The organism is Roseovarius atlanticus (assembly GCF_019802205.1).
Lineage (GTDB): Bacteria > Pseudomonadota > Alphaproteobacteria > Rhodobacterales > Rhodobacteraceae > Roseovarius > Roseovarius atlanticus_A.
Genome location: NZ_JAHVHQ010000004.1, coordinates 377,375 through 403,004, shown reverse-complemented (window position 1 = coordinate 403,004; position 25,630 = coordinate 377,375). Strand labels below are relative to the sequence as shown.

General features: G+C 63.9%; 30 protein-coding genes and 3 riboswitches. Of the genes, 17 read left to right on the top strand and 13 right to left on the bottom strand.

Annotated features, from left to right (window positions below; translation table 11 throughout):
- Positions 1-84 precede the first annotated feature (84 nt).
- Genes KUV49_RS18600 through KUV49_RS18590 form a run of 3 tightly spaced genes read left to right on the top strand, consistent with a single transcriptional unit; the run spans position 85 to position 3,451 of the window.
- On the top strand, positions 85-1,077 hold the full coding sequence (locus KUV49_RS18600) for a MurR/RpiR family transcriptional regulator (protein ID WP_222452920.1): 993 nt from the start codon (positions 85-87) through the stop codon (positions 1,075-1,077).
- Positions 1,074-2,384 carry a glutamine synthetase family protein gene (locus KUV49_RS18595; protein WP_222452450.1) on the top strand — a complete coding sequence of 437 codons (1,311 nt, stop codon included), beginning with the start codon at positions 1,074-1,076 and terminating at the stop codon, positions 2,382-2,384. Before KUV49_RS18600 ends, KUV49_RS18595 begins: the two co-directional genes overlap by 4 nt.
- On the top strand, positions 2,384-3,451 hold the full coding sequence (locus KUV49_RS18590) for an ornithine cyclodeaminase (protein WP_222452449.1): 1,068 nt from the start codon (positions 2,384-2,386) through the stop codon (positions 3,449-3,451). Before KUV49_RS18595 ends, KUV49_RS18590 begins: the two co-directional genes overlap by 1 nt.
- A gap of 402 nt (positions 3,452-3,853) precedes the next feature.
- Here the strand turns inward: KUV49_RS18590 and KUV49_RS18585 are convergent, their stop codons facing one another.
- Entirely contained in the window at positions 3,854-4,018 is a 165-nt protein-coding gene (locus KUV49_RS18585) for a DUF2083 domain-containing protein (RefSeq protein WP_261391587.1), read from the bottom strand.
- Between the two features lie 35 nt (positions 4,019-4,053).
- Between KUV49_RS18585 and KUV49_RS18580 the strand changes: the two genes are divergently transcribed.
- On the top strand, positions 4,054-4,176 hold the full coding sequence (locus tag KUV49_RS18580; RefSeq protein ID WP_261391586.1) for a hypothetical protein: 123 nt from the start codon (positions 4,054-4,056) through the stop codon (positions 4,174-4,176).
- 4 nt (positions 4,177-4,180) lie between these two features.
- Complete coding sequence (prpB, locus tag KUV49_RS18575; RefSeq protein WP_222452448.1) at positions 4,181-5,092, top strand: methylisocitrate lyase; 912 nt, start codon at positions 4,181-4,183, stop codon at positions 5,090-5,092.
- 75 nt (positions 5,093-5,167) lie between these two features.
- Here prpB and KUV49_RS18570 read toward each other — a convergent pair whose 3' ends face one another.
- The 4 genes from KUV49_RS18570 to KUV49_RS18555 form a co-directional block, all read right to left on the bottom strand.
- Positions 5,168-5,662, bottom strand: a complete 495-nt coding sequence (locus KUV49_RS18570) for a flavin reductase family protein (protein ID WP_222452447.1) — start codon at positions 5,660-5,662, stop codon at positions 5,168-5,170.
- Positions 5,659-6,699, bottom strand: a complete 1,041-nt coding sequence (locus KUV49_RS18565; protein ID WP_222452446.1) for a methionine synthase — start codon at positions 6,697-6,699, stop codon at positions 5,659-5,661. Before KUV49_RS18565 ends, KUV49_RS18570 begins: the two co-directional genes overlap by 4 nt.
- A gap of 24 nt (positions 6,700-6,723) precedes the next feature.
- Positions 6,724-7,701, bottom strand: a complete 978-nt coding sequence (locus tag KUV49_RS18560; RefSeq protein ID WP_222452445.1) for a DUF1852 domain-containing protein — start codon at positions 7,699-7,701, stop codon at positions 6,724-6,726.
- A gap of 180 nt (positions 7,702-7,881) precedes the next feature.
- Positions 7,882-8,754 (bottom strand): LysR family transcriptional regulator, encoded by an 873-nt coding sequence (locus KUV49_RS18555; protein WP_222452444.1) that lies wholly within the window; start codon positions 8,752-8,754, stop codon positions 7,882-7,884.
- Positions 8,755-9,105: 351 nt separating this feature from the next.
- A riboswitch (cobalamin riboswitch) is annotated at positions 9,106-9,317 on the top strand.
- 124 nt (positions 9,318-9,441) lie between these two features.
- Here KUV49_RS18555 and KUV49_RS18550 point away from each other — a divergent pair.
- The 7 genes from KUV49_RS18550 to KUV49_RS18520 are packed head-to-tail and all read left to right on the top strand — an operon-like array spanning position 9,442 to position 16,011.
- Complete coding sequence (locus tag KUV49_RS18550) at positions 9,442-11,385, top strand: TonB-dependent receptor plug domain-containing protein (protein ID WP_222452443.1); 1,944 nt, start codon at positions 9,442-9,444, stop codon at positions 11,383-11,385.
- A 1-nt stretch (position 11,386) separates the two neighbouring features.
- The gene (locus KUV49_RS18545; protein ID WP_222452442.1) at positions 11,387-12,241 is read left to right on the top strand and encodes an ABC transporter substrate-binding protein; all 855 of its coding nucleotides are present in this window, start codon (positions 11,387-11,389) and stop codon (positions 12,239-12,241) included.
- Positions 12,238-13,221 carry a FecCD family ABC transporter permease gene (locus KUV49_RS18540; protein ID WP_222452441.1) on the top strand — a complete coding sequence of 328 codons (984 nt, stop codon included), beginning with the start codon at positions 12,238-12,240 and terminating at the stop codon, positions 13,219-13,221. Before KUV49_RS18545 ends, KUV49_RS18540 begins: the two co-directional genes overlap by 4 nt.
- Entirely contained in the window at positions 13,218-13,976 is a 759-nt protein-coding gene (locus tag KUV49_RS18535; protein WP_222452440.1) for an ABC transporter ATP-binding protein, read from the top strand. The genes KUV49_RS18540 and KUV49_RS18535 overlap by 4 nt, the downstream gene beginning before the upstream one ends.
- The gene (locus tag KUV49_RS18530; protein WP_222452439.1) at positions 13,973-14,635 is read left to right on the top strand and encodes an adenosylcobinamide amidohydrolase; all 663 of its coding nucleotides are present in this window, start codon (positions 13,973-13,975) and stop codon (positions 14,633-14,635) included. Before KUV49_RS18535 ends, KUV49_RS18530 begins: the two co-directional genes overlap by 4 nt.
- Positions 14,622-15,623, top strand: a complete 1,002-nt coding sequence (locus KUV49_RS18525) for a DUF6925 family protein (RefSeq protein WP_222452438.1) — start codon at positions 14,622-14,624, stop codon at positions 15,621-15,623. The genes KUV49_RS18530 and KUV49_RS18525 overlap by 14 nt, the downstream gene beginning before the upstream one ends.
- 49 nt (positions 15,624-15,672) lie before the next feature.
- On the top strand, positions 15,673-16,011 hold the full coding sequence (locus KUV49_RS18520) for a DUF1636 family protein (protein ID WP_222452437.1): 339 nt from the start codon (positions 15,673-15,675) through the stop codon (positions 16,009-16,011).
- Here KUV49_RS18520 and KUV49_RS18515 read toward each other — a convergent pair.
- From KUV49_RS18515 to KUV49_RS18505, 3 genes are all read right to left on the bottom strand, one after another.
- Positions 16,001-16,480, bottom strand: a complete 480-nt coding sequence (locus KUV49_RS18515; RefSeq protein ID WP_410001406.1) for a hypothetical protein — start codon at positions 16,478-16,480, stop codon at positions 16,001-16,003. The two genes, KUV49_RS18520 and KUV49_RS18515, sit on opposite strands and share 11 nt — an antisense overlap.
- Before the next feature lie 91 nt (positions 16,481-16,571).
- Positions 16,572-17,273: a CbtA family protein gene (locus tag KUV49_RS18510; RefSeq protein WP_222452435.1), complete on the bottom strand. Its 702-nt coding sequence runs from the start codon at positions 17,271-17,273 to the stop codon at positions 16,572-16,574.
- Positions 17,274-17,277: 4 nt separating this feature from the next.
- The gene (locus KUV49_RS18505) at positions 17,278-17,454 is read right to left on the bottom strand and encodes a CbtB domain-containing protein (protein ID WP_222452434.1); all 177 of its coding nucleotides are present in this window, start codon (positions 17,452-17,454) and stop codon (positions 17,278-17,280) included.
- A gap of 35 nt (positions 17,455-17,489) precedes the next feature.
- Positions 17,490-17,696: riboswitch (cobalamin riboswitch) on the bottom strand.
- A gap of 260 nt (positions 17,697-17,956) precedes the next feature.
- Between KUV49_RS18505 and bluB the strand changes: the two genes are divergently transcribed.
- Complete coding sequence (gene bluB / locus KUV49_RS18500) at positions 17,957-18,631, top strand: 5,6-dimethylbenzimidazole synthase (RefSeq protein ID WP_222452433.1); 675 nt, start codon at positions 17,957-17,959, stop codon at positions 18,629-18,631.
- Between the two features lie 18 nt (positions 18,632-18,649).
- On the opposite strand, the gene KUV49_RS18495 is transcribed toward bluB, so the two are convergent.
- From KUV49_RS18495 to cobU, 3 genes are read right to left on the bottom strand one after another with little or no spacing between them, the layout of a single operon-like run.
- Complete coding sequence (locus KUV49_RS18495) at positions 18,650-19,375, bottom strand: adenosylcobinamide-GDP ribazoletransferase (RefSeq protein ID WP_261391584.1); 726 nt, start codon at positions 19,373-19,375, stop codon at positions 18,650-18,652.
- The gene (gene cobT / locus KUV49_RS18490) at positions 19,372-20,388 is read right to left on the bottom strand and encodes a nicotinate-nucleotide--dimethylbenzimidazole phosphoribosyltransferase (RefSeq protein WP_222452432.1); all 1,017 of its coding nucleotides are present in this window, start codon (positions 20,386-20,388) and stop codon (positions 19,372-19,374) included. The genes KUV49_RS18495 and cobT overlap by 4 nt, the downstream gene beginning before the upstream one ends.
- Positions 20,372-20,902 (bottom strand): bifunctional adenosylcobinamide kinase/adenosylcobinamide-phosphate guanylyltransferase, encoded by a 531-nt coding sequence (gene cobU, locus KUV49_RS18485; protein WP_222452431.1) that lies wholly within the window; start codon positions 20,900-20,902, stop codon positions 20,372-20,374. The genes cobT and cobU overlap by 17 nt, the downstream gene beginning before the upstream one ends.
- Here cobU and KUV49_RS18480 point away from each other — a divergent pair.
- Genes KUV49_RS18480 through KUV49_RS18465 form a run of 4 tightly spaced genes read left to right on the top strand, consistent with a single transcriptional unit; the run spans position 20,902 to position 23,234 of the window.
- Positions 20,902-21,534, top strand: coding sequence for a histidine phosphatase family protein (locus KUV49_RS18480; RefSeq protein ID WP_261391583.1), 633 nt, complete (start codon positions 20,902-20,904; stop codon positions 21,532-21,534). The genes cobU and KUV49_RS18480 overlap by 1 nt on opposite strands.
- On the top strand, positions 21,531-21,947 hold the full coding sequence (locus tag KUV49_RS18475; protein ID WP_222452430.1) for a hypothetical protein: 417 nt from the start codon (positions 21,531-21,533) through the stop codon (positions 21,945-21,947). The genes KUV49_RS18480 and KUV49_RS18475 overlap by 4 nt, the downstream gene beginning before the upstream one ends.
- A complete protein-coding gene (gene cbiB / locus KUV49_RS18470) occupies positions 21,944-22,879 on the top strand; it encodes an adenosylcobinamide-phosphate synthase CbiB (protein ID WP_222452429.1) in 936 nt (311 codons plus the stop codon). Before KUV49_RS18475 ends, cbiB begins: the two co-directional genes overlap by 4 nt.
- Complete coding sequence (locus KUV49_RS18465) at positions 22,866-23,234, top strand: hypothetical protein (protein WP_222452428.1); 369 nt, start codon at positions 22,866-22,868, stop codon at positions 23,232-23,234. The genes cbiB and KUV49_RS18465 overlap by 14 nt, the downstream gene beginning before the upstream one ends.
- Before the next feature lie 2 nt (positions 23,235-23,236).
- Here the strand turns inward: KUV49_RS18465 and KUV49_RS18460 are convergent, their stop codons facing one another.
- Together KUV49_RS18460 and cobO are read right to left on the bottom strand one after the other, a co-directional pair.
- The gene (locus KUV49_RS18460; protein WP_222452427.1) at positions 23,237-24,682 is read right to left on the bottom strand and encodes a cobyric acid synthase; all 1,446 of its coding nucleotides are present in this window, start codon (positions 24,680-24,682) and stop codon (positions 23,237-23,239) included.
- Between the two features lie 64 nt (positions 24,683-24,746).
- Positions 24,747-25,370 (bottom strand): cob(I)yrinic acid a,c-diamide adenosyltransferase, encoded by a 624-nt coding sequence (cobO, locus tag KUV49_RS18455; protein ID WP_222452426.1) that lies wholly within the window; start codon positions 25,368-25,370, stop codon positions 24,747-24,749.
- Positions 25,371-25,403: 33 nt separating this feature from the next.
- Positions 25,404-25,604: riboswitch (cobalamin riboswitch) on the top strand.
- Positions 25,605-25,630 lie beyond the last annotated feature (26 nt).

The following is a 25,630-nucleotide window of genomic DNA, read 5'->3' as shown; positions in this document are numbered from 1 at the left end:
CCTTTGCACCCGCTGGCTCGCCACGCGCGACGCTGCCAAAGCACCAGGAGCAGGCAAAGCCCGAAACGCGGCGAGCGCGTGCTGATGCGAAATGGTCGTGATCATGAGAATCTCCATCATTTTGCGGCCCACCATAGGGAATATTTTTTTCATATCAACATATCTTTCATTGACTGGAAATTAAATTTCACTCACAGTCTGGATGAAACCCGCAGAATCGAGGCCACTGTGCTTGTCAGAAATAGGATCGAAAACGCCGCGGATACGCTGACGGCGAGCGAACGCAAACTTGCGGCGGCCATCCTGTCGGACTACCCCTACGCGGGGCTAGCTTCGATACAGGAGCTGGCCAAAAGAGCCGAAGTTTCACCGCCGTCCATATCGCGTTTCGTGACCAAGATCGGCCTTGGCGGATACCAGGAGTTTCAGCGCGACCTGATTGCCGAAATCAAGGAAGGCCAGCGCTCTCCACCCGAGATTCATCGCGGCGACCGCTCGGTCGACGGAGGGTACCTGCGCGATTTTGCGGACCGGGCCAGCGCGCAGATGGCCATCGCTTCTGAAGCCATTACCGAAGCACAGTTCGCACGCGTATGCGCATTGCTGAGCGATTCCCGACGCGATGTTTACCTGGTTGGCGGACGGATCAGCGATACGATTGCCAGACACCTGTCGTTCCACCTTCGCCAGTCCAGGCAGGGTGTTTACCACCTGCCAGAGAACACCGAAGTTTGGCCGGAATACCTGTTGCGTATGAAGCAGGGCGACGTTCTGTTCATGGTGGACTTCAGACGCTATCAGACGAGCCTCGAACGTCTCAGTGACAAGGCCAGTAAAGAGCTGCGCGCGCGCGTTGTCCTGATGACCGACAAATGGCTGTCACCGATCGCAAAACATGCGACCGAGGTCATGCCGGTCCCGATCGAAAGCGGCACCCTGTGGGACACTTACACCCCCGCTCTGGCCGTGATCGAGGCCATCGCAACGAAAATCGCCGAAGATAACTTTGACCAGACGCGCGCCCGCATCCAAGCCTGGGACTCGTTTCGGCTAACGAATGAGGACCACTCACAATGACCCCCGTCCCCCTGATTTTCGCTGCCACCTGTGACCTTGCCGGCAAGGTGCGCGGAAAGGCCTTTCCCGCCGATCAGCTGGACAAACGGTTGGTGCGCGGCGTGGGCTGGACGCCCACGAACGTGCTGATCAACTGCTTTGACGGCATCGGCGACAGCCCGTTTGGCGCTTTGGGGGACCTGTTGTTGATCCCTGACCCCAGGGCAGCGGCCAAGGTCGATTTCGGCACCGGCAGGACCGAGCATTTCATGCTGGGCGACATCGTGACGCTTGAAGGGGAGGCCTGGGACTTCTGCACCCGTGCGATACTGAAGACCGCGCTCAACCGACTGCACCGCGTGGCGGGCGTGCGGCTGATCTCGGCGTTTGAACATGAGTTCCAGCTCAAGGGCAAACCGGCGCTGGCGAATCAAGCCTATGGTCGCGAAAGCTTTGAGCTGCAGCGCGAGTTCTGCGAAACGCTGATGGCCGCCGTTCAGGGCGCGGGCATGAAGCCCGACAGCATAATGAAGGAATTTGGCCCCGACCAATACGAGGTGGTTGTGGGCCCCGATGAAGGGATGCGCTCCGCCGATGCGGCGGTGATACTCCGCGAACTGACCCGCTCTGCCGCACGCGCGATGGGGCGGGAGGCCACATTCACCCCGATCCGCGACGTGACCGGCGTGGGAAACGGGGTTCACATCCACATGAGTTTCATCGACGATGACGGCAATCCCGTTACCTATGATGAAAATGGCGCCTGCGGCATGTCCCAAGTCACCTCGGCCTTTTCCGCTGGGGTCTTGAAATACCTCGAGAATATCATCGCACTGACCGCGCCGTCAGTCATTTCCTACGAACGGCTGACCCCGCACCGCTGGTCGGCAGCCTATAACAATCTGGGCTTCCGGGACCGCGAGGCGTCCTTGCGGGTCTGCCCTGTGACGGCCAAGGACGGGGCCTCTATCGCGCATCAGTTCAATATCGAATACCGGGCTGCCGATGCAGCCGCCTGCCCACATCTGGCACTGGCGGCGATCGTACACGCGGGCTGTCAGGGTATCGAAGAGGGGCTCCTGGCCCCCGATCCGACCGAAGAGGATCTATCACTGCTTTCATCGGAAAAGCTGTCCGGGCGCGGCATTGTACGGCTGCCGACATCGCTCGAACTGGCGCTTGATCGTTTCGAGGCCAGCGATGTGGCGACGGGTTGGTTTGGCCCGGACTTCGCCGCGGTCTACCGCGCTCACAAAATGGCCGAGATTGCGCACCTGGCCGACATGGAGACGGGCGCGCGCTGCGCCGCATATGAGGACACGTACTGATGTTGTTTCAAGGATCCATAGCCCCATCGCACAGGGCACTTGTTCCCTTCGTCAGCGTCGAGAACATGCTGGCCCTCGTGCATCGGCACGGGATTGCCCTCTGCCTGTCCGAACTGACCGATTATGTTGAGGCCGATTTCCGCCGTTGGGAATTGTTCGATAAGACCCCTCGCCTTGCGTCCCACTCCTCCATCGGCGTGATCGAACTGATGCCGACGTCCGACGGCACTGACTACGCGTTCAAGTTCGTCAACGGCCACCCCTCCAACACCAAACGCGGCTTGCAGACGGTAACGGCATTCGGCGTGCTGGCTTCGGTCGAAACCGGCTATCCACAGCTGTTTTCGGAAATGACTCTTTTGACCGCCTTGCGCACCGCTGCGACCTCGGCGCTGGCCACCCGCACGTTGGCCCGCGCGGGCGCGGATACGGCTGCCATCGTCGGCAATGGTGCGCAATCGGAGTTCCAGATTCTCGCGCTTGCCTCGGTCTGCGGTATCAAGTCCTTCAGGCTTCACGACATCGACCCGCAGGCAACCAGACGCTGCATGGCCAATCTTGAGGATATGGGCCTGTCTCTGACGCCCTGCGCCTCGGCCGAGGAGGCGGTTGAAGGGGCGCAGGTCGTCACCACATGCACGGCCGACAAACGCTATCAAACCATCCTGACCGACAATCTGATCGGCGCGGGTATGCATGTGAACGCCATCGGCGGCGATTGCCCCGGCAAAACGGAACTGCACCGTGATATCCTCCTGCGCTCGGACATCTTCACCGAATACACGCCGCAAACCCGGATCGAAGGCGACATCCAGCAGCTGGACGAGGATCACCCCGTCACGGAGATCTGGCAGGTGCTCTCCGGGGCCGCCAAGGGCCGTACAGATGACCGGCAGATCACTGTTTTTGACGGTGTCGGGTTTGCCGTCGAAGACTTCTCTGCCCTGCGCTGGTTGCGTGACCGGGTCGGGGACCATAACGTTGCCGAACCGCTCGATCTGATCGCGGACCCCGACGATCCACGCGACCTGTTCGGAATGCTGAAGCGATACGCCGGACGGGCTTGAACAGGATAGCAAGTGTACCGTTATTCACGTCATTCTGAGCAATGACAAGAAAACAGCAGTAGGTCCGCCTGCAGCGAAGGTCACCAAAGTCCCGGCACTGCTGACTCTAGCGTGCGAGACCATGCTGCGCGAGGGCATGAATGGCCGGTCCTTGACGACCTTGTCACCGTGGCTCTGCTTGGTTCCGGGTTCTGTCTCATCTCCAGTCCTTGGTGGTTACGATGCGCCAGAAATCCTCTCTAATCAGTTCAGCCCAATCTGTCCCATTGGTGCTGACGACAGAAACAGCACGCGTCGATAGACGGGACTGACGGCTCGGGACACTATCCCGCCGACAGCCGCAAAGAGAGTGAAACTGAACAGAGCGGGACGGACCAGAGCAGCGGACAGGTTAGCACGGTTTTAGCCAGTCTCCGTGCCTGAATAGGGAGCGAGGCGGGACACCCCCGGATCGGTACGCAGCGGTCGCCCCGTCATCGGAAAGGCCCGTTGCGGACAGGCGCGGCGATCGCAAATCTTGCAGCCCGCGCCGATTGGAGTCGCCAGATCTGGGTTCCGCAGATCCAACCCGCGCGAATAGACCAGACGGCTGGGGCGCGCACGTGATCGAGCAGCGGCAAGACAACAAGATCATCCGCCCTTCGGCCCACTATATCGGCCCCGAGAACCGAGCCTTCGTGCCGCTGTCCAAGCGCGGATTCACCCTTTCGGCGGCGGCGGAGTGAGCGCATGACCTATCTGATCGCAGACGACCTGCCGACCGCCACGGCGGGCCACCGCTTCCGCGCTCTGCTGGAGCATCCCGGCATCCTGCGCCTGCCCGGCGCCCATAACGGACAGGCCGCCTTGCAGGCCAAGGCGGCGGGCTTCGAAGGGCTCTACCTGTCGGGGGCGGCGATGACCGCCTCCATGGGGCTCCCGGATCTCGGGATCATTACAGTGGACGAGGTCTGCTTCTTCATCCGCCAGATCGCCCGCGCCTCAGGCCTCCCCCTGCTGGTCGATGGCGACACCGGCTATGGCGAGGCACTGAACGTCATGCACATGGTGCGCGCCTTCGAGGAGGCGGGTGCCGGGGCTGTTCATCTGGAAGACCAGTTCCTGCCCAAGAAATGCGGCCACCTGAACGACAAGAGGCTGGTCGCGCCACAGGATATGGCGGCCAAGGTTGCATCGGCGGCGAAGGCGTCGCGCGACCTGGTGGTGATCGCACGGACCGATGCGGCAGCGTCCGAGGGTATTGAGGGCGCGATTGCCCGGGCCAAGCTGTATGTTGAGGCCGGGGCAAACGCGATCTTCCCCGAAGCCCTGACCAGTGTCGAGATGTTTCGCGAGGTGCGCACGGCACTGCCGGGGGTCAAGCTTCTGGCCAACATGACGGAGTTCGGCCGCACGCCTGCGTTGACCGCCCGAGAGTTCGATGAGCTCGGATATGACATGGTGATCTGGCCGGTCTCGTCCTTGCGAGTGGTTAACCGGGCGCAGGAACGGCTCTATACCTCGCTGGCGCGTGATGGCGCGACCACGGCGATGCAGAACGAGATGCAAACCCGGGCGGAGCTTTACCAGACCATTCGCCTCAATGACTTCGAGGCGCTGGATCGCAGCATAGTCGCTTCGGTCGCGCCTGAGAGCGTGTGAACCCACCAGAAATGGCGTCCGGACCAGCGCCATTGCGGGCCCGGACGGCTTGCTTCGCAGGATCATGCGAGTGGTTCAGGCCGCATACGCAAGGAGGCCACCGAACTCTCCGGCGTGATGCAGCAGCGGTCTCGCCGCCGGGGCCTGTTCCAGATGCTGCACGCGACCGAGCAAAAGCACATGGTCCCCCGCCTCGACCTGCTGAACGACCTCGGTCACGATCACCGCCGCAGCGCCACGCAGAACCGGCAGGCCCCCGCGCTCTTTGAAAAGGTCGCGAAGCGCCGCATCGGGGCGCCCGGCAAAATGCAGGGCTTGAGCGCGCATATCCTCAGCGAGGATGTTGACCGCATAGCGCCCCGACGCGCACAGCTTCGGCAGCATCTTCGCGCCGTGCCCCACCGAGATACAGACCAGCGGCGGGTCAAGCGAAACCGACATGAAAGCGCTGACGGTCATGCCATGGTCGCCCTCCGGCGTCCGGGTGGTGACCACGGTAACGCCGGTGGCGAAACGGCCGCAACAGTCGCGCAGGGTCTTTGGGTCGATTTTTGGGATCGTCGGGGTCATGCCGCTGCAGCGGCCTCCAGTTCCTGCCGGATGATCCCGGCACCCGCGCTCAGCGCCTCGAGCTTGCCGCGCGCCACTTGCCGAGACAAGGGCGTCATCCCACAGTTGGTGCAGGGATAGAGCTTGTCCGAATCCACGAAATGCAAGGCTTTGCGCAGGGTGTCGGCAACCTCTTCCGGCGTTTCAACGGTCGTGTTGGCCACATCGATGGCACCGACCAGGACCTTCTTGCCGCGCAACATTTCGATCAGATCCAGCGGCACATGGCTGTTGTGGCATTCGAGCGAAACCAGATCGACACTGGAGTGCTGAATGGCGGGGAAGATCATCTCGTATTGCCGCCATTCCGAGCCGAGCGTCGCCTTCCAGTCGGTATTCGCCTTGATGCCGTAGCCATAGCAGACATGGACGGCTTTCTGGCACTTCAGCCCCTCCATGGCCCGTTCCAGCGTGGCCATGCCCCAGTCGTTCACCTCTTCGAAGAAGACGTTGAAGGCCGGTTCGTCGAACTGGACGATGTCGACACCTGCGGCCTCAAGCTCTTTCGCCTCCTGGTTCAAAAGCGTGGCGAATTCCCACGCAAGCTTTTCGCGGCTGCGGTAATGCGCATCATAAAGCGTGTCGATCATCGTCATTGGTCCCGGCAAGGCCCACTTGATCGGGGCATCGGTCTGGGCGCGCAGGAACTTTGCATCCTCCACAAAGACCGAGCGGGGGCGGGATACGGCGCCGACCACCGTGGGCACGCTGGCATCGTAGCGATCCCTGATGCGCACCGTTTCTCGCTGTTGGAAATCGACGCCCTCGAGCCCTTCGATAAAGGTGGTGACGAAATGCTGGCGCGTCTGTTCGCCGTCGCTGACGATGTCGATGCCCGCGCCGCGTTGTTCGCCAAGCGTCACGCGCAGGGCGTCCTGCTTGGCCTGCGCCAATGCCTCGCCTTCCATTTTCCATGGGGACCAGAGCTTTTCAGGTTCGGCCAGCCAGGAGGGTTTCGGCAAGCTGCCGGCGGTGGAGGTGGGGAGCAGTTTGGTCATGGTCATGTCTTTCCTGTTTTTGGACTAGGCGGCGAACTGGGCGGACCATTCAGCCAACCGGGCGCGATGCGGCTTGATGAAGATGTCCTCGGCAAATCTGCCCTGCTCGGTCGCCAGACGCCCACGTTCCTCGCGGTCGTAGACCACGCGGGTCGGTGAGAAATCCTGATGCTTCAGGCTGGGCCGGTAGATCTGGCCCGCCACGGAATTGGCATTGTAGATCTCGGGGCGGTAGATCTTCTGGAAGGCCTCCATCGTGCTGATGGTACCGATCAGTTCGAGGTTGGTGCAATCGTTCAGCAGATCGCCGGCATGGTAGAAAGCCAGCGGCGCGACGCTTTTCGGTGGCATGAAGTAACGCACTTCAAGGCCCATCTTCCCGAAATACTGCTCGGTCAGGGAGGCCCCGCTTGGGACGTACTCGACGCCGAGCACGGGATGGACATTTGCAGTGCGCTCGTAGTTCTTGGTTTCCGACACGCTGAGACAAATCACCGGCGGTTTGCGGAATTGCGCCTTGAAGGTATCCGAGGCGACGAAGGCCTTGAATATCTTGCCATGCAGATCACCGAAATCGTCAGGCAGGCTGAAGCTGTCGCGCGCCTTGTTATGCTCGGGCAGCACTACGCTGAAATCATAGTCGCGCACATAGGACGAGAAATTGTTGCCCACGAGCCCTTGCGTGCGGGTGCCGGTCCTGTGGTCGATGATCATGGTCTTCAGCATTTCGATCGCCGGGAAGGCGTCTCCGCTGCCATCTAGGTCCAGATCGACAGAGATGATGTCCAACTCGACCGCATAGCGGTCGGCCCGCGGGTTATCCCAACTGGCCAGATCGTTGAACCGATTGTCGATCATGCGCAACGCGTTCGCCAAGTTCTGCTGGCGGTGTTCGCCGCGTGCGAGGTTGGCGAAATTCGTGGTCAGTCGCGTGCCGCTCTCGGGCCTGTAGGTTTCGTCGAACCGAAGGCTCTTGATCTGGAATGCGAAAGGCTCGTTCATGGCTATCCGATCTCCTGTCAGTGTTCATGAAGCCTGTGCCGGCGGGCGGCCCGACGGGTCTGGCGATGCCTCCTTTTGGCGCAGTTGAAGCATGAAAAAAAATGACTTCTTGTCGGACAAACATGACGACCCGTCATGTGTCGCAATATGGGCTACCGGCCCTATGCCAAAGCCACGCCGTCAAATGTCGACGGTTTCCGCCAGCTGCATGAATCCTTCGAGATAGCTCGGCAATTCCCCCGTCCGATAGCCAAGATGGATCGACTTCGGGATGCCGGACCCGATGCGCACCCCTGTCACAGCTTTGGCGTCCCGCAGCAGCCAGTCCGGCGTGGCACTGACCGCGCGACCCGAAGCCACCAGCCGCAGCATGAGGTCGGTGGTTTCGACCGTGCGATGCCTGCGCGGCAGGGCGTGGGCGGGCACGAGGAATTGCGTGTAGATATCCAGCCTTTCGCGCGCGACGGGATAGGTAATCAGCGTCTCGCGCACCATGTCGGAGGGCGTGACCTGCCTTTTCCGGGCCAACGGGTGGTCGTTGGCGACGGCCAGAACCAATTCGTAGTTGAACACGGGCCGGTACTCCAACCCCGCTCGCTCGACCGGGTCGGGTGTGACGAGCAAATCGATCTCGTGCCCCAGCAGGGCCGCGAGACCACCGAACTGAAAGGCCGAGGTCACGTCGAGGTCGACATCCGGCCAAGCCGCGAGAAACGGATCGACGATCCGCATCAGCCAGTCCTGACAAGGGTGGCACTCCATCCCCACCCGGATCGACCCGCGCCGTCCACGTGCGTAATCCTCCAGGACCGACGCGCCGTGTTCGAGCTGTGGCAGCACCCGGGCCGCCAACCCGAGCAAGTAGTCCCCTGTCGGGGTGAGCCGCAGCTTGCGCCCCTCGCGCTCCCAGAGCTTAACACCGTGCCGCTCCTCGAAGCGGCGGATGGCGTGGCTGACGGCCGACTGCGTCAGGTTCAGCCGATCCGCGGCATCGGTCAGGCTGCCGGTCCGATCGATTTCGCGTAAAATGGCAAGAGGCTGGATGTCGATCATAAGTCTTGACTGAAGTTCATTCAATCCCTCCTAATCCAGACCAAGTGTCATGGACAAGACCGCGGCTCAATCAAATCCGCCTGGGTGTTTCCTTCGAACCCGCCCGTATGGCCGCCAACACTTTTGCTACGCTTCGGACAATGGTCCATAGCCTGGCGGTGTCGGGCGACGCGGAAACGACCGTGCCGGTTCTTCGATCAGGTTGAGCGGTCCGCCACCCGAATGAGAAGCTCGGGATCGACGGCTTCGCCATGTGAAACGTGAATGGGGCCGGGCTTCAGTGTACCACCCGGCTGCGGATGAAACCTTCCAGCCTTCGATTTTTATCTTTTCTCAAACCATTTCATTCATTAACCATCGACTCACTTCGGTTCCCGGCGGTTTTCCGGCGGGATAATAGGGAATGCGGTGCGACGCCCAAGGCGTCCATTCCGCAACTGCCCCCGCAACTGTAGGCGGAGAGCGAAGCCGGACCATGTCACTGTCGTGCGACGCATGATGGGAAGACCCGGCCAAGCGTTGACCCGCAAGTCAGGAGACCTGCCGAGGTGATCACCCTGTCCGAACGCGGGGCGCGTTTCGACGACGGACTTTCCGTAGCGGTGACGACATCACCGTCTGCGGAGGCACCCCTCCAAAGGCCAAAGCAACAGCCATCGCGTCAAGCGAAATCCGGAGGGACACGCCATGTCACGCTCATTCAAAGCCGCGCTTGCGGCATCCACTGCCCTTTTCACCCACCCCGCCATTGCGCAAGACACGCCCTATGATCTGGGAACGATCTTTGTCTCCGGCGGCCTGACCCCGATCGAAGGTAGCGCTTATGGTCGCGCCGGTACGGTCCTGACGGAAGAGGATATCGAGGATCGCGGGTCTAGATACGCCGTCGACCTCATCCGCTCACTGCCCGGTGTCTCCGTCTCGCGGACAGGCCCCGCTGGCGGTCTGACCCAGGTCCGGATGCGCGGCCACGAAGGCAACCACACGCTGGTCATCATCGACGGCGTCGAAGTGGCCTCGCCCAGCCAGGGCGAATACGATTTCAGCGGTCTTCTCAGCGCCGACATCGAGCGTATCGAGGTCCTGCGCGGCCCGCAATCGTCGCTTTACGGCTCGAACGCCATCGGCGGCGTGATCTCGATCACCACCAAGCGCGCGACCGAACCGGGCTTCAGCGGGCAGGCCGGCTTCGAGTTCGGCACCGACAAGACCACGCAAGTCAGCCTGGCCTTGCGGCAGCGCACGGACAAATTGGCGCTCAGCTTTTCCGCGACGCGCCGGGATACCGGCGGTTATGACGTGTCGGGCCTGAATGGCGAGGATGACGGCGATCTGAATGAAACCTACAACCTCAACGTCCAGTATTACGCGACCGAGAACCTGACCTTCGGCGGCACCCTGCGGCACGTGAAAAGCGACTCGGACTCCGACAGCCAGATCTACACGGTGCTCACACCTGCCGGACAGATACTCGTCGATGACTTTTCCGGTTCTGATACAGCCGAGACCTTCGGTTCGATCTACGCCGAGCTCGACACGTTCGGCGGACGTTTCCGGAACCGGCTCGACCTGTCCTTTGCGGACATCCAGACAGACCGTTTCAACGGCGCCGGGGTGCAGTCGGGCGATACGACCGAGACACGGCAGAAGATCAGCTACCAGGGCTGCGTCGCGCTGGATGGCGGCTCGGTCGACACAGCCCGCCATGTGCTGACGCTTGGCGCCGAGTGGGAGCGGGAGACTTTCGTCAACAACAACCCCGCCTTCGTCTCCGCACCCAGCCAGCTGATCAAGCAGACGCGCGAGCAGACCGCTCTCGTGGCGGAATACCAAGGCAACCTGACCGACAGCCTTGATGTGCAGGCCAGCCTCCGGCATGATTTCAACGACGAATTCGAGGATTTCACGACCTACGCTGTCGGTGTGTCCTACATGCTGGCCAACCAGACCACGCGACTGCATGCCTCCTACGGCACCGGCGTCCAGAACCCGACCATGTTCGAACAGTTCGGTTTTTCCAACAACTTCATCGGCAACCCCAATCTGGAACCCGAGCAAAGCGAAGGCTGGGATTTCGGTGTAGAACAACAATTCCTTGGCGGGCGTGGCCTTATCGACGTCACCTATTTCGACGATGAGCTGACCAACGAAATTTCGTCCACCGTCGACCCCGGAACCGGCAGCCTGACACCCTTCAACCAAGCCGGCAAAAGTGACCGCAGAGGCGTGGAAATCGGTGCGACGTGGCAGGTGAACGCACGGCTCGACCTTGGGCTGAATTACACCTGGCTGGACGCCGAGAACCCGAACGGCAGCACCGAGGTTCGCCGCCCGGAACACGAGATACTCTTGCAGCTTGGCTACGACTTCCCGGATGACCGTACGCGGTTCACCATGGACGTTCAGCACGTGGCGAACAATGTCGACCTGTTCTTCCCGCCCAGCTTCATCTCGGTGCCCGTGACCCTGCCGGACTACACCCTCGTCAACGTCGGCCTGCGGCACCAGCTGACCGACAGCGTCGAAATCTATGGCCGGATCGAGAACTTGACGGACGAAAAGTATCAGGAGGTCCTCGGCTACGACACTCCCGGCCGCACGGCGTTCTTCGGCCTGACGGCGACCTTCTGAAATGACGGCGCGGCTTCTCTCCACGGCCCTTGCCGGACTGGCCCTAGCAGCTTTGCTGTGCGGCGCCAGCCCGGTCGTGGCCGAGACGCCGCGCCGTGTCGTGTCAATGAACCTGTGCACCGACCAGTTGGCGATGATGCTGGCGGCACCTGGTCAGCTGCATTCGGTAACCTATATCGCCGCGGACGCCCGCTCCTCGGCCATGGCAGAGCAGGCAAAAGAGCACGTCATCAATCATGGACTGGCCGAGGAAATATTCCTTATGCAGCCCGATCTCGTGATCGCAGGTGCATACTCAACCCGAGCCACCGTGGAAATGCTGCGCAGATTGGATATCCCGGTCGTCATGTTCGATCCCGCTTCGTCGCTTGACGATGTGCGGGACCGCATCCTGCAAATGGGCGAGGTACTGCACCGCGAGGATACGGCACAGGCCTTGGTATCGGATTTCGACACGCGTCTGGCCAACCTGCGGACCGAAGTGGCCCAACGGCCCCGTGCGGTGCTTTACTACGCCAACGGCTACACCTCGGGGGAACAGACGCTGGCAGGCCAGATCCTGATCACGGCGGGTTTTACCAACGCCGCGGCGGAGGCCGGGTACGGAGCGGGCATGAAGATCCCGCTCGAGGTGCTGGCGGTCACCAACCCCGATCTGGTGATCACCTCGCAGCCCTATCCCGGCGAATCTCGCGCAGAGGCGATCATGAACCACCCGGTCATCGAAACGCTGCGCCGGACGGGTGAACGGGCCAGCATCACCGACCGCGACTGGGCCTGCGGCACACCCTACGTGCTGCGCGCCATCGAGGAGCTTGCCTCCGATCGCAAAGCCCTCTTCGGAGACGGGCAATGAGGGCGCTGTTCCTGTCGCTCCTGCTGGTGGTCGTCGCGCTATTCACCGCGTCGCTCTTGATAGGCCCCGCCGGTATCGGCATCAGGCAAAGCCTGTCCGCGCTTTTCCTGGGCGATGGCGGCCCCCTGACGCTGGTGATGCGCGAGGTGCGGCTGCCGCGCGCCATCCTCGCCGTGCTCATCGGCGGCAGCCTCGGGCTGGCGGGGGCGGCGATGCAGGGCTACCTGCGCAATCCGCTGGCAGAGCCCGGCCTGATCGGCGTCTCCGGCTCTGCCGCGCTCGGGGCTGTGCTGGCCATCCATACCGGGCTCGCGGGGGCGTTCGCGCTCGGCCTTCCCCTGGCCGCGCTCACGGGCGCCTTGCTGGGGGTGATCCTGGTCATGTCACTGGCCGGCCCGCGCGGCACGTCCCTGACACTAATCCTGGCCGGCATCGCGGTCTCTGCCCTGGCCGGGGCGCTGACCTCGCTTGTGCTGAACCTCTCGCCCAATCCCTTCGCCGCGAATGAAATCGTCTTCTGGATGATGGGCTCGCTCACTGACCGCTCGATGACGCATGTGTGGCTCGCCCTGCCCTTCATGGCCATGGGCTTTGCCCTGCTCGCGGGCCTGGGGCGTGGCCTCGACGCGATGACGCTTGGCGAGGATGCGGCGGCGGCCATGGGCATCCGCCTTGTCCGCCTGCGCCTGCTGCTGGTGCTCGGCACTGCCTGCGTGGTCGGCGCGGGCACGGCGGTCGCCGGTGCAATCGGCTTTGTCGGCCTCGTGGTCCCGCACCTTTTGCGCCCCCTGGTCGGGGCGCATCCCTCCCGCCTGCTCTGGGCCTCGGCACTTGGCGGCGCGGCCATGGTCCTGGCCGCCGACATTGCCGTGCGGGTCATCCTGCCCGCCCGCGACCTCAAGCTTGGTGTGCTGACTGCGCTTGTCGGCGCACCCTTGTTCCTGCATCTCATCCTGAAGCTGCGAAAGGAACGGATATGAGCCTTCTGTCCGTCAAGGACCTCACGGTCGCCTTGCGCAATCGCGATGTGCTGCGCGACGTCAGCTTCGAGATCGGGACAGGCGAGTTCGTCGGCCTCATCGGCCCCAACGGCGCGGGCAAGACGACACTGATGCGGGCTGCGCTTGGCCTGCTGCCCTTCACCGGCTCCAGCAACCTCGCCACCCTGTCGGAAAACGCCCGCGCCAGGCAAGCCGCCTGGATGCCCCAGGCACGCGAGATCGCCTGGCCGGTGAACGTGGAAACCGTGGTAATGCTGGGCCGCACCCCCTACCTCAACTCTATCCAGAATCCGGCTGACCACGACCGCAAGGCCGTCGACGACGCACTCGACTGGATGGAGCTGACCGAGTTTCGCCACCGCGATGCCACGCAGCTTTCGGGCGGCGAACAGGCCCGCGTGCTGATCGCCCGGGCGCTGGCGCAGGAAACTCCGCTGCTCGTCGCCGACGAACCGATCGCCGGGCTCGATCCCGCCCACCAGATCTCCACCATGCAGACCTTCGCGGCGCTTGCACGGACCGGCAAATCCTCCCTGGTGTCGCTGCATGACCTCGGCCTTGCCGCCCGTCACTGCACCCGTCTGATCATGCTGGGCAACAAGGGGCTTGTTGCGGACGGCAAGCCCGCCAATGTCCTGACCGACCAACGCCTCGCCGACATCTTCGGCGTCACGGCATGGTTTCAGGACACAGACAGGGGTTTCGTGTTCCAGTCGCTCGAGGTGCTGCAATGAACAACGTCTCGCTGCACCGCCCCTGGCTGGAATTCGACCTCGGACAAGAGATGCAGGTGCTCAGCTGGGCCGTGCACAGACCCGGATTTGTGACGGCGAACCGCATCGTCTGGCGCGAAATACGCGATGCGGACCTCACCAAGGATCTCGACGCCCAAGAGTGGCTTCGCGCCGAGCTGGCCGCGCGAAACGCCGAGGATGCCGTGGCCTTCCTGACCTCTCGAGATGTTCGCAGCTTTACCCACGCCGTCGCCACGGCCGGCGCGACAGAGGCGCAGGCCGTCGCGACCGTTGGTCTCGGCAATGCCGAGCGCGTCGGTCACAGAACCGCTCCAGAAGGCGAACAATGGGGCACCATCAATATAGCACTCCGTCTCAACCGCCGCCTTACCGACGTCGCGCTCATCGAGGCCATGAGCATCGCGGTTCAGGCGCGCACGGCCGCGGTGATGGACCTGGATTTGCCTCTCGCGCCAGGGCGCGCCACCGGGACCGGAACCGATTGCCTTGCCGTCGCGGCACTGCCGGGGCAGACACGCTATGCCGGCCTTCACACCGATATCGGCGAAGCCGCGGGCCGCGCCGTCTATTTCGCCGTTCTGGACGGCGCACGCCAATGGTTGGCCACAAGAGGAGAAGTGTTCGATGCAACATCTTGAAGCTGTACTGAAGGACGGGCTGAACGACCCGAACGCGGGATGGAACATGGGCTCTTTCGGCGCGATTGCGGAATTTCACCACGTGGCGGGCGATCCCACACCTATCGAAGCATCGGCATTGCAGCAGGTCACGTCGCGCGGCGGCATCCGTATCGATACGCTGGAGGGCGTCCGGCCCGTCGCCTACGAGACGCTCAGCCCCAAATCCCACCGCTGGACGCAGGCGGTCTCGCTCTGCCTGCCCGAAGACGCCGCTTCGATGAACCGGCGGGATGTTCTGACCGAACTCGGCCCCGACACGGATGCGATCCGCGAAGAAGACCAAGAGGCAGTCATCTTCGACATGGGCCTCGCCCAGCCGCAGGTCGATTTCTGCATCCGCACCGCCGATCCCGCGTTGCTGGAAAAGCTCCGCGCGAACGCCGGTCGCTCGCTTTTCGAACAGGACAATCCGGCAATGGGTGCGATCCTTAAGGCGCATCCGCATCGCGTCGCCTTGACCCGCCTTGGCCGGGTCGAAGTCTACCAGATGATCGGCGGACCAGACACCGGCGGCAACTCGCACGAGGGGCCGCACACCCACGTGCTGCCCAAGCTGTTGCGTGGCAACCGGACCCATTCCGCCAACACGCCCATTCCCGACGGCTGGGTGCCCTGCTGCGGCTTTCACCCGAACAGTCCTGTCATGGGACGCCTCGGCGAGGACCAGGACTTTGACGAGACGGCATTCGCGGCGTTCCAGGCGCTGCTGTCCGATTGGGGTCCCCAGGACTACGTCGATCAGAAACAGCGCGTGTGGACAGCCCTGAGCGAGGCACGTGACCCCGAAACCTGGTTCGAGCCCGACACCCGCATGGCCCGTGCCGGTCTGCGCAACGCGATCCGCCAGTGGCGCCGCCAGCACGGCGACAGCCCTCTGCTGAACGCCTGGGCGGTTGCGTTCGACCGCGGCGATGCGGATGCCGACCCGGAAAATCCGGGACACTGAAGGCTGGGAACTGTATGCCTCGAAGCCTGTAAGCAATGCGAGACACCGAATGCTCCCCGCCGCCACCGTCCATTTCTGTCAGAACTGCGGGCCCTCGGACCTTGCGACCCTGCGCGAGGAACTGGCGGCCTCAGGCTTGGCAGACGCGGTGAGTATCGTCGAGCGCGGGTGCATGAACGGTTGCGCCAGCCCGGTTTCGATGGCCATGCAGGGCCCGGGCCGGGCCACCTATTTCTTCAACGGGGTCGACCCGGTGGCGGATGCAGAAGATATCGCTGCGACCCTGCGCGCCTACCTCGCCGCGCCGGACGGCTGGATCGAGGACGCCCAGCCCTGCGGCCGGCTTCGGTTCTGCCTGGTGGGGCGTGTGCCGGCGCTCAGTTGTTAAGCGTGGCGGTCTGCGCAACCGGCGTATCGTCCACGGCCAGCGGGCGGTGATCGTTGCTGTTCAACGCCACTTCCAGCTCCACCTCGCCTTCGGGCAAGGTATCCAGATGCATCCAGGGGCCATAGACCCGCGCCAGCTTGACGCCGTTGGCATAGACATGGGCATGTCCCTCGCCCGGGACATGGTCACGACTGGCATTCTCCGGCGAGAACCGGAAGTTCTCGGTCATGATGTGCAGGTTCCATCCCGCGGACGGATCGGGCGTCACCTCGATCTTCAGCGTCGGCGCATCGGCGCCTGCCGGAACCGACAACAGGTCGCCGTGATCGTGCATGCCTGCCCCGGCGTGTTGCTCGTGACCGCCATGATGCGCCGGATCGCCATGGTCATGCCCGTCAAGGGCGACACCGTTCGTCGCGGCGACCGCAAACCCGATGCCCCCGCCGAAAACGAGGCCGATAAGAAGCATTGGGATGGAACGGTCCATGAGCGGGTCCGAATTCAGGCTTAACAAGAAGTCGGGCGCGCAAGGCACGCGCCCGGATTTTGATGTGCCAATGTCAGACGGTCTGCGCCTGGCCGGCCGTTTCGCTTTCGCGCGACCAGAAGAAACCCGCGAAGGCCCCCAGCATGACCCAGGCCGCCAATCCGATCCCAAGCGCGCGCGACGCGAACAGGGCGCCGATCTCGGTCGGAACGGGTCCGGTAAAGACCTCGGGCTCGGGCGCACCGATGACATGCGGCGCCAGCAACAGCACCACGGCGGCGCCCCACCCGGCCCAGTTGCGGCTGAACGCGATCAGCCACATGGCGATCCCCGCTGTCAGCACGGTTGCGAACCACCACACCTGGCGCTCGTAGACATCGGCCGCAGCCACGCCCGGAACTTCCGGCGCGAGGGTAAAGCCCGGAGCCAGATGCACCGCGACAAACCCTGCAACGCCCCAGATCAGGCCCGTACGCGCGTTTATCGCCGCACCACGGCTCTCGGCCAGCGACATCAGCGCCACCAGGATCATCGCGTAACCGGAATAGATCAGCATGGTAAAGATGATGCTCAGCCCGTCACGCACGGCATCGAAGCCAGGCAGGTCTGGCGTGGCCGAAACAGTCGAGTCGGTCCCGAAATGCACCAGCTCGCCGCCTTCATAAAGCTCTGCGTGAAGCAGGACCGGCTGCACGAAAAAAAGCTGCAACAGGGCGATAATCAACCCTGCGGCAGCGCCAGCGAACAAGGCGCTGGTCAGCAGACGCGTAAACACCAGTTCAGTGGCAGGGGAAGCCGGTGGCGTGACGCACGTCATGCGCCGCGTCGTGAAGCGTCCCGGCCTGAACGTGGCCTGCCACGAAGATCACGCCAAGACCCAGCGCCGCGATCGCGAACACCGACACCAGCGCGGAAGCCGATGCGGTCTGTGCGGTGGTTGCAGTCTTTACAGTCATAGTACTACCTCTTTGCCTTCACACCCGAAGGCCTTGTGGTTTCGGTCGTGATCAGCAGGTCTCCTGGCTTGCGGGTCTTCATCGTCTGGCTGGCCTTCCCGGATTGCTCCAGTGACGTATTCAGCCTGATTCGCCGCCTACAGTTGCGGGGACAGCCACGGAATTGCCAAGTATTTTCAGGCGCACCGCGTTCCCTGTTCTCCATCCCGTGCGGAAATGGAACCGATCAACTCCGTTAGTCTAGCAAGCATTGCGACCTGTCAACAATACAAAGCTTCAAGACAGGTCAAACCCCGATGCGCGGAGTTGCCGCCACGTGGACACGCCTGCGAAGCACGGGCATACAGGTCGCATCATGCTTGCAAGTTCCTGCGCCAGCCTGACATAGGAATGAAATCGCTGCGCCGGAGGGCGAATTTAAGCCGCTTGCCGACGCTTTCCACGATCCATCACCCTTTGAAAGGGTCGCTCAGAAGTCGCAGAATCTATCGCAGAGGCCCCCATGGCGGATCAACCCAAGCCAAGTCCGGCACGCGTCTTTTCCTCGCAGGAAAGGCAGAGCCTGTATGACATCATCGCGTCGCGCCGGGACGTGCGAAACGAGTTTCTGCCTGATCCGATAGACGAGAACGCCCTGCGCCGGGTTCTCGAAGCGGCACATGCCGCGCCGTCCGTCGGCTTCATGCAGCCGTGGAATTTCATGCTCATCCGCGACCCCGAGCGCAGGGCCGGGGTGCAGCGCGTCTTCAGCCGCGCCAACGAAGAAGCCGCCGCCATGTTTCCCGAAGACCGGCAGTCCACCTATCGGTCGCTGAAGCTCGAAGGGATCACCAAGGCGCCGCTCAACATCGTGGTGACCTGCGACCGCACCCGCGGTGGCAAGGTTGTTCTCGGCCGGACGCACAACCGTGACATGGATATTTATTCCACCGTCTGTGCGGTCCAGAATCTCTGGCTCGCGGCCCGCGCCGAAGGGATCGGCGTGGGATGGGTCAGCATTTTCGATCACCGCGAAATCGCTGCCCTGCTTGGCATCCCCGAGCATGTCGAACTGGTGGCCTATCTCTGCGTGGGGTATGTCGATCAGCTTTATCAGCAGCCCGAACTGGCAGCCAAGGGATGGCGGCAGAGACTGTCTCTCGATGACCTGATCATGCACGAGGGCTGGCAGGACTGACGCCCCAAACCAGGGCCGTCAAAGGCAGGCCACCGTCACCCAGATCGCGGTTTCCGAGACCAGTTGCGCGGCCCCCAGAACGTCGCCGGTCTGCCCGCCGATCTTGCGCCGCGCCAGCCAGCCGATGGCAAAAGTCACCAGCGCGCAGGCCAACAGCGCCCAGGGCGAAACCACCAGCGCCGCCACAGTCACAGCCACGAGCACGCCGCCCGCGGCATTGCTGCGCCCCGCCGCGCTGCGCCCCAGACCATCCGCGCGAGCCGGTGCCAGGCTTTCCTGCACCGCCACCATGGCTGCGCGGCTCAGCATGGCCGCCCCGACGAACGCCCAAAAGCCGGGGTCGGCGTCGGCTACCGACACCGCCCACAGGGCCGCCACCACCCCCACCGCAACCACGCCATAGCTGCCGATGCGGCTGTCGCGCATGATCTCCAGCGCGTGCGCCTTGTCGCGCCCGCCGCCATGCCCGTCGGCAAAATCCGCCAGCCCGTCGAAATGCAGCGCCCCGGTGACCAGCGCCAGTCCTCCCAGCGCCAGAAGGGCCGAAATCTGCTCGGACGCGCCGACCGCCGCCGCGAGGCCGAAGACCAGCCACGTCATTGCGCCAACAAGCGCCCCCACCGGAACGAACGCCCACCGCGCGGCCAGCATCGTCGGCGGGTCGTCACCGATCCGCCCGGCCGGAAGCCGGGTCAGCAGCATCACTGCCAGTTGAAACTCGGCAACGCGCGCACGCAAACTCATTGACCGGACACCCCGGCCTCGGCAAAGGTCGCCATCCCGTTGTGACAGGCCAGCGCCGAGCGCAACACGCCCAGCGCAATCGCCGCGCCCGAGCCTTCGCCCAGCGCCATGTCCAGCGACAGGATCGGCCGCATGCCCAGTTCCGACAGAAGCCGCGCATGGCCCGGCTCACGGCTGACATGGCCGACAAGGCAATGGTCCAGGAACCGCCGGTCCGCAGCAAAAAGCGGCACCGTCGCCGCCGTGCAGATGAACCCGTCAAGGATGACCGGCATACGCCGCGCCCGCGCTTCCAGCACGGCACCACAGATCGCCGCCTGCTCCCGCCCGCCGAGCCGGGCAAGGATTTCAAGACCTCTGGCGTCTGAGTGACACGCGCAGGCGCGTGTCACCACGTCGATCTTGCGCGCCACCCCTGCGTCATCCGACCCCGTCCCCTTGCCGACCCATTGCGCCGCGTCTCCGCCGAATGCGCCCTTGGCCATCGCGGCGGCAATGGTCGAGTTTCCGATGCCCATCTCGCCGAGGATCAGAACGCTGACCCCAGGATCGACGGCCGCAGCCCCTTGGCGCAGGGCGTCCAGCGTCTCGGCTTCCGACATGGCCGGCCCGGCGGTGATATCCGCGGTCGGCCGGTCCAGCTCCAGCGCAATCACCGACAGTTCGGCCCCGTTCGCGCGACACAACTGGTTGATCGCCGCGCCACCGTGCTCGAAATTCGCCACCATCTGGGCCGTCACGTCCTGCGGGAAGGGGTTGACCCCCTGCGCGCAGACGCCGTGATTACCAGCAAAAACAAGGGCCTGCGCGCTGGAAATGGCAGGCCGGTCTGTGCCTTGCCAGCCCGCCATGAAGATCGCCAGCTCCTCCAGCCGTCCCAAGGCGCCCGGCGGCTTGGTCAGGCTGTTCTGGCGCGCCAACGCCGCCTCGGCGGCATCGGTATCCGTTACGGATAAAGACCCGGCAAGCCCGGCAACCTCGCCCAGGGAAGAGACGTCAGAAAGAATGGTCATTCGGCTTCACCTTCATAGGATAGCCCGCCACGGTCAGCCATACCTCGTCACAGGCCAGCGCCACGGATTGGTTCACATGCCCCGCGGCATCGCGGAACAGCCGGGCCAGCTTGTTCTCGGGCACGATCCCCTGCCCCACCTCGTTGGTGACGAAAACGACCGGCGCGGCCTGGCTTGCCAGCGTTTCGACCAACCTCGCGGTCTCGGCCTGCCAGTCGCTGTCTTCGAGGATGAGGTTGGTCAACCACAGCGTCAGGCAATCGACGAGCCGCGGCACGCTGCCATCGGTGTCCTGCAACGCCCCGGCCAGATCGGTCGGTGCGTGAACGTCATGCCATGCCGCACCGCGCCGGGCCTTGTGTTTCGCCACGCGTTCGGCCATCTCGTCGTCGCCTGCGTGCAGACGCGCGGTCGCGATATAGATGGCTCGTCCGGTTGGCTGCAAAGCCATCCGTTCGGCCAGTGCCGACTTGCCGGAACGCGCGCCCCCGGTGATGAGTATCGACTTTTTCATTGCAGCGTGGGAAAGCATTTTTCGAGGAAAAAAGAAAGCTGAAAGGCGACGTCCTGGAACCCGTTGCGCCCCCCCGGCCAGAGCTTGTCCTGATCCGTCACGCCCCCGTGGCCGATCCGGGGCATCTATATGGCCGCACCGATGTTGCGGCCATCCTCGACACCAACGCGGTCGCGGCGCTCAGAAATCGGCTGGCCTATATCACCCGGGTCATCAGCAGTCCGGCACAACGCTGCCGCCAGACGGCCGAAGCGCTTTTCGGACCCTGCGAGCAGGACGCACGCCTGTGGGAGCAGGACTTCGGTGCGCATGACGGCTTGGCCTTTGACGCGTTGCCCGACATCGGCGTTCTGGACAGCGCGGCACTCGCGGCGCACCGATCGCCCGGCGGCGAGAGTTTCAACGACCTCTGCGCGCGCGTGACACCCGGCCTGATCGAGCATGGGCGCCATGCCGCCGCACACGGCCCGGTGGCGCTGGTCGTCCATGCCGGCGTGATCCGCGCCGCACTCGGCTTCGTGACCGGGCACGCCCCCGGCGGTCTGGCATTCGAGGTGGCGCACCTGTCGGTGACGCGCCTGCGCTGCGGCCCCGACGGACCGCTCTCGGTGATCGAGGTCAACCGCACATGAACTACGTCACGATCTGCGGCCATTTCGGGGAATGGATCCAAGGGCGGTACGGTCTTTCGGGGCAGGTGGCCCTGATCGCCCTGGCCTGTTCGCCGTTACGTGACACGGCCCTGTCCGAGGAGGCCTTGCCCTTTACCGATGACCGGGCAGCAGCGACCGAGGCAGGCAACCTGCGCCGCGCCGCCGCCCTCGCCTTGGGCTCCGCGCCTCGCTGCAAAGGGCGTCGTGGCCCTTGCGATCCGATGGCCGACTTCGCAAGGGATCTCGGTACCGTGGGCACAGTGCGCGCGCATACCGGCTCCGCCCGCGGGCGGAGCCGATATGCGCCACGAAACAACCCGCCATACGGCCCATCCGCCCTTCAAGAAGCGGGGCTCAAGACCATTCTCAGCTCCGAGACAGGCCGCGCATGAGTTTCGCCCTTATGATGCTGGGCGCCCTGGCCCTCGATCTCGCCTTCGGCTGGCCCGACCGGCTCTACGCCCGGATCGGCCACCCGGTCACCTGGCTTGGCCGGGTCATCACAATGGCCGAGCGCCGGCTGAATCGCGGGTCCCGCCGCCGGCGGCTGGTGGCCGGGGGCGTGACAGTCCTTGGGATAACCCTGCTCGCCGGCCTGCCCGCCCTGATCGTTCAGGTTATCCTGCCCCACGGGTGGGTCGGTGCGATGATCGGCGCCGTACTGGCCTGGCCGCTCATTGCCATTCGCTCCATGCATACGCATGTAGCCGCCGTCGCGCACCCGCTGTCCGCCGAAAACATGCCCGCCGCGCGCCACGCCGTCAGCATGATCGTCGGGCGCGACCCGACCAAGCTTGATACGCCGGCCATCGCGCGGGCAACCACCGAGAGCCTTGCCGAGAATACCTCCGACGGAATCGTCGCCCCGATCTTCTGGGGCGTGATCCTGGGCCTGCCCGGCATCGCAGTCTACAAGGCCATCAACACGATGGATTCCATGATCGGCCACCGCAACGACCGTTTCGAGGCGTTCGGCAAAGCCGCCGCCCGGCTGGATGATCTCGTGAACTGGCTTCCCGCCCGGCTGACCGGCCTCATCTTCGCACTGGCCTCGGGGGCGCTCTTTCACGCGCTTCACGTGATGCGGCGTGACGCGCCCCGGCATCGTTCGCCGAATGCGGGCTGGCCCGAGGCCGCGATGGCCGGTGCGCTGAATGTCCGGCTGTCCGGTCCACGCATCTATGACGGTTGTCCCACCGACGAGCCCTGGTTGAACGGCGCCGCCCCCGATCCGACCCCCGAAGATCTGGCGCGCGCTTTGGCACTCTACCGGCGCGCGATGGCACTTTGCGCCCTCGTACTGGTCGGTCTTGCCCTGCTCTAAGAACATCAGGACGGCACACCGGGATCACAACGACAACGTTGATACTGCCATTGCCTGGCTGGGCGGCGCACCGCCGACTGGCTCGATCTGTCAACCGGCATCAATCCCGAACTCCACCCGGTTCCTCATAACCGACGAAGCCCGAGCAGCGCTGCCGCGCAAATCCGACCTGGCGCGGTTGCGCAATGCAGCGGCCTGCGCCGATGGAACTCCCCTTCGCATGATCCCTATGAATGGCGCGCAAGGCGCAGTCCGGCTGATGGCATGGTTGGCCAAAATCGGCCCGCGCCATCGCTATGGCCTGTCGCCGCAGCCCCGCTGGCCGCAACTAAAAGAGGCGATCCGCGCCGCCTGACCTCATCTGGCCAGCGCCAGAAGACCCGCGACATCCAAATGCGCCTCAAGATGCGCTGCCAGTGCATCCAGCGTGCGTTCAACCATCGCCTCGTACCCCAGGTCCGACGCGTCGGCCCCGTTCGATTCAAGCCAGGCTGCGCGGAACCTGTCATCGGCGAACATGCCGTGCAGATAGCTGCCCGCCACGCGACCATCGGCAGATACCGCCCCCTCGTCCACGCCACCCACCTTGGCGAACGGTCTCGCGCGGTCCGGCCCATCGCTGCGGCCGATGTGAATCTCGTATCCGGCAAACGGCCGGTCCAGCCCCACGTGGTGCGCGTCGACCTGCGCCAGGCTCTTGTCGCCCCCCATGACCGTCTCGATGTCCAGCAATCCCAGCCCCGGCGTATCCCCCGGCGCCCCCTCGATCCCCGCCGGGTCCGAGACCATGCGGCCCAGCATCTGGTAGCCACCGCAGATGCCCAGCACCCTGCCGCCGCGCCGGTGATGTGCCAGAACGTCGATGTCCCATCCCTGCCGGCGCAGAAAATCCAGGTCTCCCCTTGTCGATTTCGAACCGGGAATGATGACCAGGTCCGCGTCGCACGGCAGCACCTGCCCCGGTTGCAGCATCGTGACCCGCACGCCCGGCTCCTGCGTCAGCGGGTCCAGATCATCGAAATTCGCGATCCGCGACAATTGCAGGCAGACGATGTGAAACGCGCCCTGAACGGGGCTATCGGCGATATCCAGCGCGTCCTCCGCCGGCAGTCGCCACGCCTCGGAAAACCATGGTGCCACACCATAGCCGCGCCACCCGGTGCGCGCCTCGATTTCCCGATAGCCATCCTCGAACAGCGCCGGGTCGCCGCGAAACTTGTTGATCAGAAAGCCTCCGATTCGCGCGGCATCCGCCTGCGGCAGGACCGCCTGCGTGCCGATGATCTGCGGGATCACCCCGCCGCGGTCGATATCACCACACAGGACCACGGGCACATCCGCCGCCTCGGCAAAGCCCATGTTCGCGATGTCACCCTTGCGCAGGTTGATCTCGGCGGGCGAGCCTGCGCCTTCGACGATCACAAGGTCATGCTCTGCGCGCAACCGGGCAAAGCTGTCCTGCACCGCCGCCATCAGCGTCGGCTTCAGCCTGGAATACTCCACTGCCCTCGCCGTGGTCAGCCGCTTGCCCTGCACGATCACCTGGGCCCCGATATCCGTTTCCGGCTTCAACAGAACCGGGTTCATGTCGGTGTGCAACGCCACTCCGCAGGCCATCGCCTGCAATGCCTGCGCACGACCGATCTCGCCACCGTCCGCCGTCACCGCGGCATTGTTCGACATGTTCTGCGGCTTGAACGGCGCCACGCTCAAGCCCCGCTGCCGCGCCGCCCGGCACAGGCCCGCCACCAGCATCGACTTGCCGACATTCGACCCCGTGCCCTGGATCATCAACGCGGGCATGACCGGCCCTTTTCACCCGATACCGCCCTCGGGACATTTCCACCGGCGACCAGCACAGGATACATCAGAACTCGACACCCTTCTGTGCCTTGATCCCGTCCCGGAACGGATGCTTGACCAGGCTCATCTCGGTCACCAGGTCGGCGGCTTCGATCAGTTCGGGCTTGGCATTGCGCCCCGTCAGGCAGACATGCGTCATCGGCGGTTTCTCGTGCAGCAGGAAATCCACGACCTCGTCGATGTCGATATAGTCGTAACGCAGCGCGATGTTGATCTCGTCCAGCAGCACGAATTTCATCTCGGGGTCGCGAATCTGCTCTTTCGCGATGGTCCATCCGTTCTGCGCGGCAGCGATATCGCGTTCCCGGTCCTGCGTCTCCCAGGTGAACCCCTCGCCCGAAATGAAGAACCGGCATTCGTCCGAAAAGCGATTGCGCAGCATCTCGGCTTCGCCGGTCACCCAGTTGCCCTTGATGAACTGCACCACCGCGCAAGGCATCCCATGCGCGATGCAGCGCAGAATCATCCCGAACCCAGACGACGACTTGCCCTTGCCCGGCCCTGTATGGACCATGATCAGGCCTTTCTCCTCGGTCTTGTCCGCCATCATGCGGTCGCGCGCGGCCTTGATCTTCTTCATCTTCTCGTTGTGGCGGGCAGTCTTTTCCGCTTCGGACGGGTCGGACATGGGACGTCTCCTTGACACAAGGTGGGTTTTCGCAGCATGTCGCACCGTGTTGGTGCCTGTGTAAACAGGTGAAAAGGGAATGTGCAGCGCATCGCGCCAGGCACAGCCGCCCCCGCGACCGTGAACCGGGAAGGTTTCCACCGCCACTGGCGCAATGCCGGGAAGGCCGGAAACCGTGGGCCGAAAGGCCCGAAACCGCAAGCCGGGAGACCTGCCAACAAGAACGAACAGACGAACCGGACGGGGTGTGCCGGGCTCGG

What these genes read in the sequence shown, in the direction of transcription:
- KUV49_RS18505 (WP_222452434.1), bottom strand. Translation starts at nt 17,454, where the DNA reads ATGACTGTAAAGACTGCAACCACCGCACAGACCGCATCGGCTTCCGCG.
- KUV49_RS18495 (WP_261391584.1), bottom strand. Translation starts at nt 19,375, where the DNA reads ATGAGTTTGCGTGCGCGCGTTGCCGAGTTTCAACTGGCAGTGATGCTG.
- KUV49_RS18560 (WP_222452445.1), bottom strand. Translation starts at nt 7,701, where the DNA reads ATGAACGAGCCTTTCGCATTCCAGATCAAGAGCCTTCGGTTCGACGAA.
- cobO (WP_222452426.1), bottom strand. Translation starts at nt 25,370, where the DNA reads ATGTCCGACCCGTCCGAAGCGGAAAAGACTGCCCGCCACAACGAGAAG.
- KUV49_RS18460 (WP_222452427.1), bottom strand. Translation starts at nt 24,682, where the DNA reads ATGCCCGCGTTGATGATCCAGGGCACGGGGTCGAATGTCGGCAAGTCG.
- bluB (WP_222452433.1), top strand. Translation starts at nt 17,957, where the DNA reads ATGGCGGATCAACCCAAGCCAAGTCCGGCACGCGTCTTTTCCTCGCAG.
- KUV49_RS18555 (WP_222452444.1), bottom strand. Translation starts at nt 8,754, where the DNA reads ATGATCGACATCCAGCCTCTTGCCATTTTACGCGAAATCGATCGGACC.
- KUV49_RS18540 (WP_222452441.1), top strand. Translation starts at nt 12,238, where the DNA reads ATGAGGGCGCTGTTCCTGTCGCTCCTGCTGGTGGTCGTCGCGCTATTC.
- KUV49_RS18475 (WP_222452430.1), top strand. Translation starts at nt 21,531, where the DNA reads ATGAACTACGTCACGATCTGCGGCCATTTCGGGGAATGGATCCAAGGG.
- KUV49_RS18525 (WP_222452438.1), top strand. Translation starts at nt 14,622, where the DNA reads ATGCAACATCTTGAAGCTGTACTGAAGGACGGGCTGAACGACCCGAAC.
- KUV49_RS18570 (WP_222452447.1), bottom strand. Translation starts at nt 5,662, where the DNA reads ATGACCCCGACGATCCCAAAAATCGACCCAAAGACCCTGCGCGACTGT.
- KUV49_RS18515 (WP_410001406.1), bottom strand. Translation starts at nt 16,480, where the DNA reads ATGCTTCTTATCGGCCTCGTTTTCGGCGGGGGCATCGGGTTTGCGGTC.
- prpB (WP_222452448.1), top strand. Translation starts at nt 4,181, where the DNA reads ATGACCTATCTGATCGCAGACGACCTGCCGACCGCCACGGCGGGCCAC.
- KUV49_RS18545 (WP_222452442.1), top strand. Translation starts at nt 11,387, where the DNA reads ATGACGGCGCGGCTTCTCTCCACGGCCCTTGCCGGACTGGCCCTAGCA.
- cbiB (WP_222452429.1), top strand. Translation starts at nt 21,944, where the DNA reads ATGAGTTTCGCCCTTATGATGCTGGGCGCCCTGGCCCTCGATCTCGCC.
- KUV49_RS18535 (WP_222452440.1), top strand. Translation starts at nt 13,218, where the DNA reads ATGAGCCTTCTGTCCGTCAAGGACCTCACGGTCGCCTTGCGCAATCGC.
- KUV49_RS18595 (WP_222452450.1), top strand. Translation starts at nt 1,074, where the DNA reads ATGACCCCCGTCCCCCTGATTTTCGCTGCCACCTGTGACCTTGCCGGC.
- KUV49_RS18520 (WP_222452437.1), top strand. Translation starts at nt 15,673, where the DNA reads ATGCTCCCCGCCGCCACCGTCCATTTCTGTCAGAACTGCGGGCCCTCG.
- cobT (WP_222452432.1), bottom strand. Translation starts at nt 20,388, where the DNA reads ATGACCATTCTTTCTGACGTCTCTTCCCTGGGCGAGGTTGCCGGGCTT.
- KUV49_RS18565 (WP_222452446.1), bottom strand. Translation starts at nt 6,699, where the DNA reads ATGACCAAACTGCTCCCCACCTCCACCGCCGGCAGCTTGCCGAAACCC.
- cobU (WP_222452431.1), bottom strand. Translation starts at nt 20,902, where the DNA reads ATGAAAAAGTCGATACTCATCACCGGGGGCGCGCGTTCCGGCAAGTCG.
- KUV49_RS18530 (WP_222452439.1), top strand. Translation starts at nt 13,973, where the DNA reads ATGAACAACGTCTCGCTGCACCGCCCCTGGCTGGAATTCGACCTCGGA.
- KUV49_RS18590 (WP_222452449.1), top strand. Translation starts at nt 2,384, where the DNA reads ATGTTGTTTCAAGGATCCATAGCCCCATCGCACAGGGCACTTGTTCCC.
- KUV49_RS18550 (WP_222452443.1), top strand. Translation starts at nt 9,442, where the DNA reads ATGTCACGCTCATTCAAAGCCGCGCTTGCGGCATCCACTGCCCTTTTC.
- KUV49_RS18600 (WP_222452920.1), top strand. Translation starts at nt 85, where the DNA reads ATGCGAAATGGTCGTGATCATGAGAATCTCCATCATTTTGCGGCCCAC.